General features: G+C 70.0%; 11 protein-coding genes. 6 read left to right on the top strand and 5 right to left on the bottom strand.

Annotated features, from left to right (window positions below; translation table 11 throughout):
• The first annotated feature begins 74 nt into the window (after nucleotides 1-74).
• Nucleotides 75-746 carry a DsbA family protein gene (locus tag AB5J49_RS43185; RefSeq protein WP_369174345.1) on the top strand — a complete coding sequence of 224 codons (672 nt, stop codon included), beginning with the start codon at nucleotides 75-77 and terminating at the stop codon, nucleotides 744-746.
• 66 nt (nucleotides 747-812) lie between these two features.
• Nucleotides 813-1,337, top strand: a complete 525-nt coding sequence (locus AB5J49_RS43180) for an MBL fold metallo-hydrolase (protein ID WP_369174344.1) — start codon at nucleotides 813-815, stop codon at nucleotides 1,335-1,337.
• Between the two features lie 688 nt (nucleotides 1,338-2,025).
• On the opposite strand, the gene AB5J49_RS43175 is transcribed toward AB5J49_RS43180, so the two are convergent.
• Entirely contained in the window at nucleotides 2,026-3,429 is a 1,404-nt protein-coding gene (locus AB5J49_RS43175; RefSeq protein WP_369174343.1) for an aldehyde dehydrogenase, read from the bottom strand.
• A complete protein-coding gene (locus AB5J49_RS43170; RefSeq protein WP_369174342.1) occupies nucleotides 3,396-3,635 on the bottom strand; it encodes a hypothetical protein in 240 nt (79 codons plus the stop codon). Before AB5J49_RS43170 ends, AB5J49_RS43175 begins: the two co-directional genes overlap by 34 nt.
• A gap of 315 nt (nucleotides 3,636-3,950) precedes the next feature.
• Here AB5J49_RS43170 and AB5J49_RS43165 point away from each other — a divergent pair, with 315 nt between their 5' ends.
• Entirely contained in the window at nucleotides 3,951-4,829 is an 879-nt protein-coding gene (locus AB5J49_RS43165) for an SDR family NAD(P)-dependent oxidoreductase (RefSeq protein ID WP_369174341.1), read from the top strand.
• 328 nt (nucleotides 4,830-5,157) lie between these two features.
• Here AB5J49_RS43165 and AB5J49_RS43160 read toward each other — a convergent pair whose 3' ends face one another.
• Entirely contained in the window at nucleotides 5,158-5,889 is a 732-nt protein-coding gene (locus AB5J49_RS43160; RefSeq protein ID WP_369174340.1) for a hypothetical protein, read from the bottom strand.
• Between the two features lie 244 nt (nucleotides 5,890-6,133).
• Here AB5J49_RS43160 and AB5J49_RS43155 point away from each other — a divergent pair, with 244 nt between their 5' ends.
• Genes AB5J49_RS43155 through AB5J49_RS43145 form a run of 3 tightly spaced genes read left to right on the top strand, consistent with a single transcriptional unit; the run spans nucleotide 6,134 to nucleotide 11,463 of the window.
• Nucleotides 6,134-6,793 carry a hypothetical protein gene (locus AB5J49_RS43155; RefSeq protein WP_369174339.1) on the top strand — a complete coding sequence of 220 codons (660 nt, stop codon included), beginning with the start codon at nucleotides 6,134-6,136 and terminating at the stop codon, nucleotides 6,791-6,793.
• Nucleotides 6,794-6,800: 7 nt separating this feature from the next.
• Entirely contained in the window at nucleotides 6,801-8,321 is a 1,521-nt protein-coding gene (locus AB5J49_RS43150) for a DNA polymerase Y family protein (RefSeq protein ID WP_369174338.1), read from the top strand.
• Complete coding sequence (locus AB5J49_RS43145) at nucleotides 8,314-11,463, top strand: error-prone DNA polymerase (protein WP_369174337.1); 3,150 nt, start codon at nucleotides 8,314-8,316, stop codon at nucleotides 11,461-11,463. The genes AB5J49_RS43150 and AB5J49_RS43145 overlap by 8 nt, the downstream gene beginning before the upstream one ends.
• A 103-nt stretch (nucleotides 11,464-11,566) precedes the next feature.
• Here the strand turns inward: AB5J49_RS43145 and AB5J49_RS43140 are convergent, their stop codons facing one another.
• Both AB5J49_RS43140 and AB5J49_RS43135 read right to left on the bottom strand, forming a co-directional pair.
• The gene (locus AB5J49_RS43140; RefSeq protein ID WP_369175443.1) at nucleotides 11,567-11,842 is read right to left on the bottom strand and encodes a GFA family protein; all 276 of its coding nucleotides are present in this window, start codon (nucleotides 11,840-11,842) and stop codon (nucleotides 11,567-11,569) included.
• Nucleotides 11,843-12,617: 775 nt separating this feature from the next.
• Nucleotides 12,618-14,915 (bottom strand): MMPL family transporter, encoded by a 2,298-nt coding sequence (locus tag AB5J49_RS43135; RefSeq protein WP_369174336.1) that lies wholly within the window; start codon nucleotides 14,913-14,915, stop codon nucleotides 12,618-12,620.
• Nucleotides 14,916-15,231 lie beyond the last annotated feature (316 nt).

Here is a 15,231-nt window from a genome sequence, read left to right as displayed (position 1 = left end):
TGGTGTGACCGCGGCGCACCGCCGCGGCGGCCGCTGACAGGCAGACCAGATCCAAGGAGAGGACGACGTACCTCATGAAGACCGAACCCGCGAACCAGGAGCACGCCATCGGCCGCGCGAGACTGACCTACGCCTTCGACGCCTACTGCGGCTGGTGCTACGGCTTCGGCCCGGCCCTGCACGATTTCGCCGCCGCCAACGCGGACCGGATTGAGCTGCGGGTGCTGTCCGGCGGCCTGTTCACCGGGTCGCGCGCCCTGCCGGTGGCGGCCTACCCGCACGTCCCCGGCGCCAACGAGCGCATCGCCCAACTGACCGGCGTCACCTTCGGCGCCGGCTACCGCCGGGTGCTGGCCGAGGGCACCGTCGTGATGGACTCCGCCGACGCCTCCGCTGGTCTGGTCGCGCTGTGCAGCCAGCCGGGCGCGAACGCCCTCGAAGCCGGCGCGGCCATGCAGCGCGCCTGGTACCTCGACGGCCGCAGCCTCTCCGACGTGCAGGTGTACCGGGACATCGCGGCCGAGCTGGGTCTGGATCCGGACGCGGTGGCCGCGGCTTACGCCTCCCCCGCCGCTCGCGCCGAGGCGGAGGCCGACTTCCACCAGGTGCGCCGCCTGGGCGTCGACAGCTACCCGACTCTCCTGCTGCACACCGCACACGGCACCGACCGCATGGGCGGCCCTGCCGCCTCGGCCGACGCCCTCACCCGCGCACTGGACCAGCACCTGGCCGCCACCGCCGCCTGAGCCCTCTGCGCTCCCCGCCCCCGAGGCAAACCCCCTTTGAAGAGCCCCACTTGAAAAGCACAACCCATGTCCACCACCCTGACGTACACCATTCACACCGCCGGTGACACCGGCCTGCACAAGTCGTCCGTCCTGATCACCAGAGAGCGCGAAGCACTGCTGGTCGACGGCCAGTTCACGCTCGCCGAGCAGCACCGGGTCCTGGCCGACATCATTGACAGCGGCAAGGAGCTGACCACCGTGGTGGTCACCACCTCCGACCCGGACTACTACTTCGGTCTTCAAGTGATCCGTCAGGTGTTCCCGGACGTCCGGATCGTCGCCACCGCCACCACCGTGGAACGGATCGAGGCCAGCTGGGAAGGCAAGCTGAGCGCCTGGGCGCACCTGGGCAAGAACCTCCCGACCGAGGTGATCATCCCGGAGGTGCTGGAGGGGGACCGCGTCAGCATCGAGGGGCACGACTTCGAGCTCCGCGGCGGGGACCCGGACCTGCTCTGGCGCACCGAGTACCTGTGGCAGCCCGAGGACCGCGCGGTCGTCGGCGGGGTGCTGCTCTTCGACGGTCTGCCGGCAGCCGGAACAGGCTGACTACAGGCAAGACGCGTGGAGAGCCGGATGCATGGAGACACGCACGTCCGGTTCGGGCCGGTGGCTCGGGGAAACGGAACGACGGCAACGTCGTCACCGCGCCCCGAGCCGACCGCACAGAGACACCTGACATCAGAGGAGCACCGGCATCGACATACATGCCAGGACGAGGACGCGCCACCCTCCACCGGCAACGACAGGCGGGGCGCGAGGAGTCGCCTGAGACACCGAGCATCTGAGACACCCGTGCAGGTCACATAACGCCGTCGAGCGCCGTGTCGTCGGGCAACTGCGAGGCCGCGGCGGCGATCTCGGGAAAGGCCGCCGTCAGGTTCCCGCCTCGGCGGGAACGGATCAGGACCCGGTCGCCGGGCCACCGTCCCAGCAGCGCCCGGTAGCCGTCCCACTTCGGTTATGCGCTGTTGAGCTGTCCGCGGATACTGTCCGGCGCTATGTCGATCACGGGATGGCGGGTGCACTTCACTCGCCGGGAGCATCCATGGCCACACGAGGCGACGGCTCGGCACCCTCGCCGCAGCCCTCGGCGCCCTGTACGCAGCCCAGACCCTTAACTGAGCCACGGGTCAGCACGCGGGCGTGCCGGCTGGGAAGACAATTGCTTTCTCAGCCCCACGGTGGCTCCGCCCGAAGCGCCGAGTCGCCATCCGGGTACGGACGGCCAGAGTCTTCAGCTGGTTCCGGTTTCCTGGAGCCGGGTGTCGTTGAGGTGGACGCACTGGAGGTGGGAGGTGCGCAGCAGGGGGTAGTTGGCCTCGCCGTGCAGGTCGCCGCTCAGGCCCGTGCCGCCGTGGGTGGCCAGCGGGGCGGCGAAGGAGGTGTGGGAGTCGTTGACGGTCAGCCGGCCGCCGTTGGTCGTGGCGGCCAGGAAGTGCTCGACGACGGCGGGGCTGTCGGACCACAGGGAATTGCGCAGTCCGTAGGCGTTCGCGTTGAGGAAGTCGATGAAGGCTTCCAGGATCCGCTCGTCCCCCCGAGCTTCCTTGGTGCCGGGGACGATCACGGGCAACAGGGGGAAGAAGGTCTCTTCGCGCACCGCGTCCAGGGACCGTGCTCCCTGCAGGCCGGTGACCTTCACGATGGTCGGCTCACGGAAGGCGCCATGTTCCGCGGGAGCGCCGGCGATGTCGAGGCGTCGCCCTCCGGTGATGAGTTCCGCGCCCTTGGCCAGGGCGTCGTCCAGGAAGGCGCTGAAGCCTGCCTGGTCGGCCACCGGGGTCAGCAGCGTTCCGGGGCTGTCCGGGTAGCCGGGCCGCATCTGGGCGGCGCGCTCGGTGAGCCGGGCCAGGAAGGTGTCGGCGATGTCCGGGTGGACGAGGACGTAGTTGGGGACCATGCAGATCTGCCCGGAGGCGATGAACGCCTGGGCGGCCGATTCCACGGCGCCGTCGAGGTCGGCGTCGCGCCACACGATGAGGCCGTCGTTTCCGGACAGCTCCAGGATCGGCTTCGTGCGCCGGGCCAGGCATTCGGCCTCCAGGGCGAGCCCCTTGGCGGAGGTGCCGAAGTAGAGGATGTCGTTGACCAGCGGGCTTTCCAGCCACTCCTGCACCATCGACGGCGGGGCACACAGCATGCTCAGCAACGCCGGTGGGGCTGCGATGTCCTCCAGGGCCGGGACCAGGACCTCCCGCAGGACGTAGCCCGCGCCCAGGGGCGCCAGGCGCGGGAGACGTACCACTGCCGCGTTGCCCGCCGCGATGATGATGGCGGCGAACAGGGCGTTGCTGGCCGGGGCGTTCGCGGGCGGGTTCAACCCGACCACGCCGTCCGGCTGGCGCCGCATGATCATCCGCCCGGCTTCGGAGCGGTGCTCCTGGTGAAGCTGCCGGGCATACCAGGCTTTCGTCTCCTCGCTGAGATTGGCGTCCATCCCGTTGATCTGCCATTCGGCGAGCAGGCGTGGTGCGCCCTCGGCCACGAGCAGGTCTGCCAGGGGCTTGCGCGCTGCCTGGAGTCGTTCGCGCACCGCGTCGATCAGGGTGAGCCGCTCCTGCCACGGCACCCGTGCCCAGGACCGGGCCGCCGTCGCGGCGGCGCTCAGCGCCTCGGCGTGCAGCCCGGTATCGGCCACGCCGCAGCGTCCCACCACTGCCGGATGTCCGCCGCCGGTTCACGGCCGGTGTCGAGCCTGCGGCGCAGCAGCAGCGAGCCGCGCGGATCGTCGATCATCGCGCGTGCCGAGATAGTGTGCACCCACTGGTTCACCTCCACATCCGTGCCGCCCACGAACGGGTGGATGGTGAGAGCATCACCGGGGTCGAACTGACGCATGCTCATGGAAACTTCCTCATCACGCAGGTCGGGGACTCTATGACAACCGGAACCAGAGAGTCCAGGTCACGGCCGACCGCAGGCGCGTTGATCATGTGGTGACGCAAGCACGGCTCACGCGCGGGTTCGACATCCCACACTGAGCGCCCCACCGCCACCCTCCGCGCTCCACCTCAAGGATGACGCACCCGGGAACCCCTGGGCCGAATGAGTGAATCCCGCCCGGACGGCACCTCAAGATCGCCCTAAGGTGGCTCGTTATCGGACGCCACGATCACGACGGGGAGCCATGGGGCTCGCATACGAGGGACCGGACACACGATGAGTGCTTCAAGGGCCGTACTGATCACCGGCTGCTCCTCCGGCATGGGGCGGCTGACCGCACTGGCCCTGCACCAGCTCGGCCATCACGTCTACGCGACCGCGCGCCGCCCCGAGTCACTCGCCGATCTGGCCGCCCAGGGGCTGACCACGCTCGCCCTGGACGTCACCGACCACGACTCGATGGCCGCCGCCGTGAAACAGGTCGAGTACGAGCACGGCGCAGTCGGCCTGCTGGTCAACAACGCGGCCTATGGGCTGCACCTGCCCGTCGAACTGGCCGACCCCGACGACGTGCGCGCACAATTCGACACCAACGTGTTCGGCCCCATCCGGCTGACCCAGCTGGTCCTGCCCGCCATGCGAGCCGCCCGCAACGGACGCATCGTCAACATCTCCTCCATGGCCGGCCGGTTCTCGCCGCCCGGCGGCGGCTTCTACCACGCCTCCAAGCACGCGCTCGAAGCGATCAGCGACTCCCTACGGTTGGAGGTAGCTCCCTTCGGCATCAAGGTCGTTGTCGTCCAGCCCGGCCCGACCATCACCGAGTTCGCCGGCACAGCCGTCGACACCATGCGCGCCGAAGCCACCGCCGACGACCCGTACGAGAGCTTCCGCGCCGAACTGGCACACATGTACGCCACCAAGTCCTTCACCCGCCGCGGCGGCGCCACACCGGCCCAAACAGCTACGCGGACCATCGTCCGCGCGGCCACGACCCCGCGGCCCCGCGCCCGGTACGCCATCGGCGGACTCTCCCGGACCGTCATGACCGCGCGCAGGCTGCTGCCGGACGCCGCGTTCGACGCGCTGATGCGACAGGCATTCCCCACACCACGCCCCGCTGCCATGGCCGTCCCGCCCACGACTGGAGCATGAGCCCCGACCCGGGGAACGGAAGTCCTCAACGCAGCAAAGAGAACGGCACAAGCTCGGGGCCCTCCATCTGGAGGGCCCCGAGCTTGTGCCGTCGCGGACAACGGACAGAATCAAACCCTGTCCATAATTTCGGTTCGGCCGCGTGTTCCGGGTGGAGCACGGGGTCGGATGTGGGGGTGGCGAGCATCGGCTCCGGCAGGGACCAGGTCGAGGACATGGTCGAAGGTGTTCCACCGTGAGCTGGCGACCGGGGCGGTGTCGCCCGGTCAGCGGATTGGCGGCAGGGCCTTGTCCGGGTGCGCGGGCTGTACGTCGGCAGCGGAGTTCATCAGGAGATCGTGGTCCGCCAGGACGCGCCGAGTTCCGCGAGCTGCCCACGAAGTACGCCGCGCTGCTCCTCCAGGTCCTGCGAGGCCGGCGACAGGAGATAGACGTTGTCGCGGTACAGGCGGAACCCGATGCGCTCCCACCCTTGAGTGATCTTGGCGTTGACGCGGTCCCACTCCGATCTGTCCGTTAGAGGTTTGCTGCTGAGGTCGGTGACGCCGGGCGAGCAGGCAATGGCCCTGCAGCCGGCCATGAGCCGGTGGATCGCCTCAGCAGCGAGTACGGGAGCCAGCCCATGGCCGCGCCACTGTGGCTCTAGGGTCACCCGGTCCATGACGAGCAGGGCGGACCCGACGTATGCCAGCCGTTCGCTGACCTCGCTCGTGAACAAGCCCGTCTCGGCATCGAGGAGGACCTGGGCGGTCTCGTACAGCTCCTCGGTTTCCTCTGCCATGGCGAAGTAGGCATTCCGGCCGCGGTCGAGATGCACCCGGTAGAAGGTCATCTCTCCGACGGCGACATCCTCCGTCGTGCACGACGGGCAGTCCGCGGTGTAGCAGGCGCTGCCCGCCGCCGGGCCTTGAGGTCCGTCATGTGTACGTCGGCGGTGCAAGATGGCGACGTTCCACCGCTCCAGCGTGTCGGCCTGCGGGGTATCCCACAGTTCGTCATCGAAGGAGATCCGTAGGTGGAGCTCGGTGGGATCGCCGGGCATCGAGGAGGACTCGATCACTGCGGCAGCGTAGCGAGGCACGTGCGGCACGCCCGCCCCTCGGCGACCGCAGGAGCTGCCGCCGCCGGCCGACGTGCGCCGGGCGACTGCGGATAGGCGGGGCGAACGGGCGTACGCGGCATGGCCGTTCACGACCGCCGCTCCTTTCGCCGGAGCCGTCGAGCGCAGTCGGTCGCGAGGTGCGTGCGAGTGGTGTGGCGTTCGTCCGCTTGCATTTCTCGCACAAGGAATCGAACATGTGTTCATGCACGTCGTTTCGCCTGGTGAGCGAGGGACTCCGGAGGCGACCGGAGCCAAGTCCGGCACGCTCTCCAGCCTGCTCCCGGGTGGGAAGCTGCCCCGCGGTGCGGTGGTGAGCGCTGGGGGCGACCTGCCCCTGCTGATCGCGTTGGCCGCGGAGGCCGCCGCCGACGGCGGCGCCTGGGCAGCGGTCGGTCTGCCGCAGCTCGGCGGGCTGGCTGCGGCGGATGCCGGTTTGGACCTGGCGTGCGGGCTGGCCGTACCCGAGCCGGGAGGGCGATGGCCCGAGGTGCTGGCGACGGTGTGCGAGGCAGCGCCGGTGGTCCTGCTCGGCCCCGTGGGACAGGTGGCCCTGCGTACGAGCCGTCGCATTGCGGCCCGCCTGCGGCGCTCCGGCACGACGCTGCTGACCTGGCAGGACTGGCCGGAGGCGCAGCTGCGGCTGCGGGTGGCCGAGGCCCGCTGGGACGGGCTCGGGGACGGCTTTGGTCTGCTCACCGGCCGGCGTGCCCGTCTGGTGGTGGCGGGTCGGGGTGCTGCGACGCAGCCGCGGCATGCCGAGGTGTGGCTGCCGGGGCCGGACGGCTCTGTGCAGCTGATCGCCGAGCCCGCGGCCACCGTCGGCGCGGATGTGGTGCCGCTGCGGCCCGTCACCGCGGGGTGAGCCGAAGGTGCGTGCACTGGCGATCTGGATGATGGACTGGCCCGTGGTGGCCGCGGGCGCGGATCACGACGAGCCCGTGGCGATCATCGCGCGTGAGCGGGTGTTGGCCTGTTCGAGGGAGGCCCGCCGCCAAGGCGTACGGCGCGGGATGCGGGTACGTCAGGCATCCGGACGCTGCCCCCAGCTCAGGCTGCTCGACCGGGACCCCGAAGCAGAGACGCGGGCTTTCGAGCCGGTGCTGCGCCTGCTGGAGAAGCGCGTCGCTCCGCACATGGAAGTCCTGCGGCCTGGCCTGATCGCCGTGCCCGCTCGCGGACGCGCCCGCTACTTCGGCGGCGAGCCGGCCCTCGTAGAGCACATCACCACCGTGCTCACCGACGCTGGGGTCGAATCACGTACCGGCGCGGCGGACACCGTGTTCGCTGCCGCCCTGGCGGTGCGGGCCGGGCAGGCCGGGCTCCTGGTGCCGGCCGGGCAGAGCGCGGAGTTCCTGGCCCCGTATCCGGTGGGGGTGCTGGGCCGCCCGCGGCTGTCTCAGCTGCTGCCCCGCCTGGGCATCACCACCTTGAGGGCGTTCGCGGCACTGCCGGGTGACCGGGTGCTGGCCCGGTTCGGACACGACGGCGCCGCGGCACAACGCACCGCCCTCGGCCAGGAGGCCCGGCCGCTCAACACATCCGGGGCGGACAGTGACTACAGCGTGGCCGAGGCGTTCGAGCCGCCCGAGGACAATCTCGAACCGGTCATCTTCCTCGCCAAGGCCCTCGCCGAACAGCTTCACGCCCGCCTCGCGCGGGCCGGGGCGGTGTGCGCCAGGCTGCAGGTCGAAGTGGGCCTCACGAGCGGGCTGCGCCTGTCGCGGCTGTGGCGACACGAGGGCCGGCTCTCGGCGCTGGCGGTGGCCGAACGGGTGCGCTGGCAGATCGCCGCCTGGGCCGAGACCGGGCAGCTCAACGGCGCCGCGGCGGGGATCACCACACTGCGGCTGGTCCCGGAGAAGCTGTCGGCGGCGACCGGACGGCAGTCGTTGTTGTTCGGGCCGCGGATCGCGCCGGAGGAACTGGAGCGCGCCGCGGGGCAACTGCAGGCGATGCTCGGACACCGCGCGGTGGTACGTCAGGAACTCGCCGGAGGCCGCGGTCCGGGCGAGCGGATCGTGGACATCCCGTACGGCGATGCGCGCTCGCGCCCGTTGGTGGAGGGGACGTGGCCGGGGCGGCTGCCGGCCCCGCACCCGGCCGTCGTCTACCCCACCGCGCTCCCTGCCCAGGTGATCGGGGCAGATGGCGGCCCGGTCGGGGTGAGCGGACGCACCCTGCTCACCCAGGCCCCCACCGCGCTGTCCATCGACGGCGCCGCGCCGGTGGCGGTGACCGGGTGGACCGGACCGTGGCCAGTGCTGGAGGACTGGTGGATCCCCGCCCAGGCCCGCCGCCTTGCGCGCCTGCAGGTCGCCTGCGCGGACGGCCGCGCCTGGCTGCTGCACATCCAAGACAGCCGGTGGGCGGTGGAGGCGCTCTATGGCTGACCCTCACGGGAAGGTGCTGCACTTCCCCGGAAGGCGCGCCGCGCCGACGCCCGTGGGCGGCGGCTGGGCGGAGTTGCACGTGCACTCCGCCGGCTCGTTCCTCTTCGGCGCCAACCACGTGGAGGAGTTGGTCGCCGAGGCCGTCCGACTCGGTATCGAGGCCCTGGCGATCACCGACACCAACGGCCTCTACTCCGCTCGACGTCTGGCGGAGGCCGCGGGCGAGTACGGCATCGGCACCATTTACGGCGCCGAACTCACCCTGGACCAGGGACTGGGGTCGATCGTGGTGATCGCCCGCAGCCTGCTGGGCTTCACTCGGCTGTCCGCGGCGATCAGCGCCGGGCAGCTGGCCGGCGCCAAGGGCGCCCCGGTCTACGACCTCGACGCCCTGTCGGCTGCCGCGCACGAGGGCCAGTGGGCGATCCTCACCGGCTGCCCCGTCCTCGGCGAGGCCGCGTACGACACCGACGCCATCCACGCACGGATGGACCGGCTGGTGGACCTCTTCGGCCGCACCCACCTGCACGCCGAACTCGTCGATCACCGGCTGCCCGAAGACGGCCCGCGCAACGCCGCCGTGCACGCGGCGGCGCAGCGATGGCGAATGCCGGTGGTGGCCACGAACGCGGTCCGTTACGCGGCCCCGCGATCTGCGCGGCTGGCGGCGGCGCTGACCGCGCTGCACCGCCGAGAGAACCTCGACACCGCGATCGGGGAGTTGCCGCCGGCCCCGACGGCGCATCTGCGCACCTCCGAGGAGATGCACATCCTCATGGCCCGCTACCCGCAGGCCATCGCCTCCGCCGTCGACCTTGCCCGCAGCAGCGTCATCGACCTGAGCAAACTGCGCCCGCAGCTGCCGGACTTCGAGGTGCCCGCCGGGCACACCCCCGGCAGCTATCTGCGCCACCTCGCGGAAGAAGGCTGCGCCCGCCGGTACGGGCCGCGCACCGACCCGGCAGCCGCGGCGGCGTTCAAACAGCTCGACTACGAACTGTCCGTGATCACCGACATGGGCATGCAGGGATACTTCTTGATCTGCTGGGACATCACGCGGTACGCGGCCGAGCAGGGGATCTGGTGCCAGGGGCGCGGCAGCGCCGCCTCCTCGGTGGTCTGCTACGCGCTGGGCATCACTGCCGTCGACGCACTCAAGCACGGCCTGCTCTTTGAGAGATTTCTGCACGCCGAAAAGACCGACCCGGACATCGACATCGATTTCGAGAACGACCGCCGGGAGGAGGTGATCCAGTACCTGTATGCCAAATACGGCCGATCGCACCGCGCGCAGGTGGCGAACCTCATCACCTACCAACCCCGCCTGAGTGTGCGGGATTCAGCACGCGCCCTCGGCTACCCCATGGCGCGGATCAATGAGATGACCCGCCATATTCACCACGAGCCACCCGGGCCAGAGGCCGACATCCCCGCCGATGTACGCTCCCTCGCAGGACAACTGCACACCCTGCCACGGCATTTGGGCATCCATGTCGGCGGGATGATGCTGACCCGCCAGCCCATCGGGGAAATCATGCCGGTCGAATGGGCCACCCGAGAAGGCCGCTCGGTACTGCAAGGTGACAAAGACGATGTGGCCGCCGCCCATCTTCTGAAAATTGACATCCTGGGATTGGGCATGCTGGCCGTCTTGCACACCGCATGCGACCTCATTGCCGAACACCACGGAATCAGCCTGGACATGGCCTCGATTCCGCAGGACGACCCGGACGTGTACGCCATGATTGCCGCAGGCCGGACCATAGGCGTGTTCCAGGCCGAGTCGAGGGCGCAGGTCTCGACCCTGCCGCAGCTTCAGCCACGGTGTTTCGAGGACCTCGCGGTGGCCGCCTCCATCATCAGGCCGGGCCCCATTCAGGCCGGATCAAAACATCCTTATTTGCGGCGGCGGGCCGGCCTGGAGCCCGTCACCTATCCCCATCCGCTCGCCGAACCAGCGCTTTCCAAAACTCTCGGGGTCGCTTTGTGGCAAGAGCAGGCCATGGCCCTGGCCATCGACTGCGCGGGTTTCACCCCGGGCGAGGCGGACCGTCTCCGCAAGGCGATGGCCGCCAAGCACTCTCCCGAAAAGGTGGCACAGCTGCGCGGACGACTGCTTGCCGGGATGGCCGCCAAGGGCATCGACCAAGCCGCCGCCGAGCGCATTGTGGGCATGATAGAAGCGTTTTCGGATTATGGATTCCCGCAGTCTCACGCCCAGTCGATGGCAGGCATCATTTATGCCAGCGCCTGGGTGAAGTACCACTTTCCGCACGCCATGCTGGCGGGGATCATGGCGCATCTCCCGATGGGGTTCTACGACTCCCAGACCCTCATCCAGGATGCCAAGCAGCACGGCATCGAGGTCCGGGGTGTCGACATTCAGTGCTCCGGTGTGCACGCCACGCTTGAGTCTTACGCCGATCAGCCGGAGCGGCGGCCGGCGATCCGCCGCGGACTGACCTCCGTGACGGGGGTCAGCGAGGAGATCGCCGAGCGGATCCTGACCGCGCGCGGCACCGTGGCGTTCCGCTCGGTGGCCGACGTCGCCCGCCGCACACGGCTCTCGGCGAAGCTGATGGAGCAGCTGGCCACCGCCGGGGCGTTCGACGGCCTCGGCGTGGACCGGCGCACCGCCCTGTGGTCGGCCAGCGCCTATACCGGCGAGATCCAGGACGTCCTTCCGGGGTTGGACGACCTGGCGCCCGCGCCACAGTTGCCGGTCATGACCGCGGCCGAGGCCACTGCCGCCGACCTCGATGCCTCTGGCGCCAGCGCCACCGCCCACCCGGCGCAGCACCTGCGTGCTCTGCTGGCCTCGCACGGGGCGCAGCCTGCGCGCGAGGCCCGTGACCTGGCCGACCAGACCCGGGTGCGGGTCGGCGGACTGGCCAAGTACATCCAACGGCCCCCGACAGCGAAGGGAGTGACCTTCGGAGCCCTGGAGGATGAGACCGGCATGATCAACCTGATCTTCTCTCCCCCGGTCTGGGAACGCACGCGCGAGACAGTCCTCGGCGCCCCTGCTGTGCTGCTGGAGGGGCACATCGAGCGAGACCGCGGCTCGGTCAACATGATCGTGCACCGCGCGCACGCACTCGCGGGCCCCGCTCGAGCCCATCAGCCGGGGCGCTTCAGGTGACGATCCGCGGGAAGCGAAGCGTCACCCGCGCCCGCGACAGGGTCATCGTGATGCCAGCCGGGACCAAGGGTGCGGGCGGAGTCGCCGACCAGCGGCCAGGCGGTCAACCGGCTGCGCTGCGCTCGGTCTCCGGCACCGGGGACAGCCAGTGCACGGCGTTGTCGCGGAAGGACGCGTGAATGGGCACAAGGTCTGCGCCGCTGGTGTCGTCAAGGGCGGTGACGTTGATGCCGGTCTCCGGGATGTCGCTGTCGATCGCCGCGACGCGGCTGCCGCAGGTCGCGCAGAAGCCGCGCTTCGCCTCGCCATCGAAGGTCTCGTACCAGGTCGGCTCGCTCTCACCGGTCCAGGTGACCGTCTCGAATCCCACCCACCACATCACGGGGGTGCCGCCGAGTTTCTGACAGTGCTCGCAGGCGCAGGTTTCCCTGTCAAGTCCTTGTGTTCACGTCTTTTGCCTCCTCAGCATGGTGGCGCGCGGTGGTGGCTGTGGAAGGGACGGGACGGCCACCCAACGGTCTGGACGAGCGGTTCCTGTCAGGTCGACTGTGCCTTGTTCACCGGCGTGATGTAGGCCGCTTCGATGAAATTGATGAACCTGTTCGCGTTCCGGGCGCCGAGCATGTTCCCCGATGCGGCGGAACATGTAGCGGGCGACTCTCAATTCATCACTGATGACCCGGTGCTCCACTCACCCAGATTCTTCGTAGCCGCCCGGAATTCTCAACGTCCTGGGATGTGGTCTAACGCTTTCGTCTCAACAGGCGTCGACGGCCAGAATTCGTCTAGGAAGTAGCCCAGCGCCTTTCTGGACTCGCTCCGCTTGAGCATCTCCTGGAGGTCATGGACTGCCGCGCGGCACTCGCAGAGTTCTCCGTCGTCCTCGCTGAGCATGATCGCGGCGGGCCCCAGCCCCGGAGTTCGCGCCCTGCTCGCTGGCGAGAACGGCATGCCGGCCGCAGCCATCGAGGGTGCGGCAGCTCGGCCCTGCGGGAGATGCCGCCGGCGGATCCCCCTTGCCGCCTACCTCCCAACCGGTGCCCTTGGCCTTCGGCCGAGCGGAAGCGGCTACGGTGCGGGACGCCGTCGGAGTGGCGTTGGCGGTGACCGGCGGGCCAGGTGACGGTGGGGCGGGAGTGAGGTCTATCGGCCTGTCAGGGGATGGGATTCTTCGCGGCGGCGTTGCTGGTACTGCGGGCGGTCGTGCACGCGGCGCTGGGGGTTGCGGGTGTGGGTAGGGCTGGGGGGTGCGCGTGCTCGTCCAGTCCGATGTGCTGGTGCAGTCGCCGCATCCAGGCTGGTGCCCACCAGTTGGCCTGCCCCAGCAGTGCGAGTAAGGCGGGGACGAGGAGGGGTCGGATTATGAAGGCGTCGATGAGGACGCTGACGGCGGTGCCGATTCCGACGATCTTCAGCATGAGCAGGGGGGAGGCGGCCAGGGACAGCAGCACGGTGGTCAGGACGACGGCGGGGGAGGTGATGATGCCGGCGGTCTGGCGGGTTCCGGTGATGGTGGCGCTGCGGGTGTCGCCGGTTTTGAGGTACTCCTCGCGGATCCGGGAGAGGAGGAACATCTCGTAGTCGGTGGCCAGTCCGAAGCATAGGCAGACGATCATGATGACGAGTGAGGGTTCGAGGTAGCCCGGTGCGGTGAAGCCGCCCAGAAGATGGTCGAAGTGGCCTTGCTGGAAGACCACGACCAGGACACCGAAACTGACGGTCAGGCCCAGCGCGGCCATGATCAGGGCCTTGATGGGCAGGAGCAGGCTGCCGGTGAACAGGAACAGCAGCACGAAGGTGGCGCCGATGAGGATGCCCACCGCCCAGGGCACTTTCGCGGCCAGCGCGTTCATGGTGTCGGCGCGGTCCGCGGTGCCCCCGGCGTAGAGGACCTTCGCGGGGGCGGGCAGGGCGCGCAGCCGGGCGAGGGTGTCGGTGGCCTGGGCGCTGTCGCTGGGGTGGGCGGGGACGACGCGCACGACCGAGGCAGCACTGCCCGGCGGGCTGGGCAGCAGCGTGGCCTGGGCGACTCCGGGTGTGTGCCTGATGGTGTTGGTGTAGGCAGCCAGGGCGGGGTCGCGGGTGGTGGCGTGGGGCATCAGGAGCCAGATCGGGTCGACCTGCCGGGAGTCGAAGATGTCCTGGGCATGCTGGGTGGCCTGGCGTGCCGGTGAGGTTTCAGGCAGCAGGCGGTGGTCGGCGGTGGCGAAGGCGACGTGGGCGAACGGCGCCGCCAGGGCGCACAGAATCGTCACCAGGGGCAGTGCCCACAGCCAAGGGCGGCTGGTGACGGAGCGGGCCAGGCGCCCCCACAGGTCCCCGCCCGTCGCAGGGCGGCGTGGGAGGAGGAGGCGGTCGCCACGCGGGCCCAGCAGGACGATGACGGCCGGGATGATGACCAGTGCGCTCAGGGCAGCCGCGGTGATAACGCTGAGTGCGGCGTAGGCCATGGAGGACAGGGCGTAGACGGGAAAGACCAGCAGGGCGACGAGGGAGGCGGCGACCGCCATGCCGGAGTAGACGACCGTGCGGCCCGCGGTGCGTACGGCCGTGTCCAGTGCGGTGGTCAGGGGCTGGCCGGCCATGCGTTCGCTGCGGTAGCGGGCCAGGAGGAACAGGCTGTAGTCGACCGCGAGTCCGAAGCCGAGGGAGGTGGTGATGTTCAGGGCGAACACGGTCACCGGGGTCACGGCGGCCAGCAGCCGCAACACCGCGAGGGTGAGCGCGATGGCGGTGGCGCCGACCGTCAGGGGCAACAGGGCCGCCGGCACGGAGCGGAAAGCCAGCGCGAGAGCGAGGAACGTGAGCGGGATCGCGAACAGTTCGGCGCGCTCCAGGCCGCTCTGCGCACCCCGGATGAGTTCGTCTCCTACCAGGGCGGACCCGCCGGCGTCGACGGCCAGCCCCGGGGTGGCTACTGCGTGGCCGGCGATGGTCCGGGCCGTCGCGGACGCGGTGCGGTCGTCCCCGGCGAGCTGGACGACGACCAGGGCGGTGCGGCCCTCGGCGGTGAAGAGGTAGGTGGCCTGCGGCAGGGACCAAGGGTCGGCGGCCATCGTGACACCGGGATGCTCCCGCACCCGCTGTGCCAGCGCCCGCCCGGCGGAGGCGGCAGCCCCCGTGCGCATACCCTGCGGGTCGTGGACGGTCAGGATCAGGTTCGCGCGGGCGGCGATATGGAAATCGTCGGCCAGCACGTCCACCGCATGCTGGGTGTCTGGATGGGAGTAGCGATAGCCGCCCGAGGAGAGACGGTCGGAGACCTGCGCCCCGAACACCGCGGCCGCTACGGCCGCCAGCAGACAGCCGATCAGCAGCTTCCCGGCATGCCGCTGCACCACCATCCCCCAGGAGCCACGCCGCAGTCGGCGAGGGGCATCGCGGCCGCCGGACGACGGCGGGCCGCCGCCCGATGCCGCCGCCTGTGGTGGGTGTTGGGGCGGCACGGCCATCGCCGGCTCCTTACGGATGAGACCCGTTCGCCAGGCACGCCTCAACTGATCATCTTCCACCTACGTACAAACGACTACCGGGTCCTGCTGTCACGGCTCACCCACTTGCGCCCGCCAGGCACACGCCCCAGGGCAGGTCCACGGGCCGGATTGCAGTTCACGGGCGAGACGGCACAGCACCCGAAGTCAGAGGCACTGCCGGGTGCCGAGGTGGGGCACCCGCCTTCAGCGTCGGCGGCCGGGCCCGGGGACAGAAAGACCGAGCACAGCCGTTTCCCGCGTAAGAGGTCTGGATTCGCCCTACCCGACCGGATGG

The sequence above is a fragment of the Streptomyces sp. R28 genome (genome assembly GCF_041052385.1).
Lineage (GTDB): Bacteria > Actinomycetota > Actinomycetes > Streptomycetales > Streptomycetaceae > Streptomyces.
The sequence above is the reverse complement of the archived record's forward strand: the minus strand, read 5'-3'. Positions and strand labels throughout refer to the sequence as shown.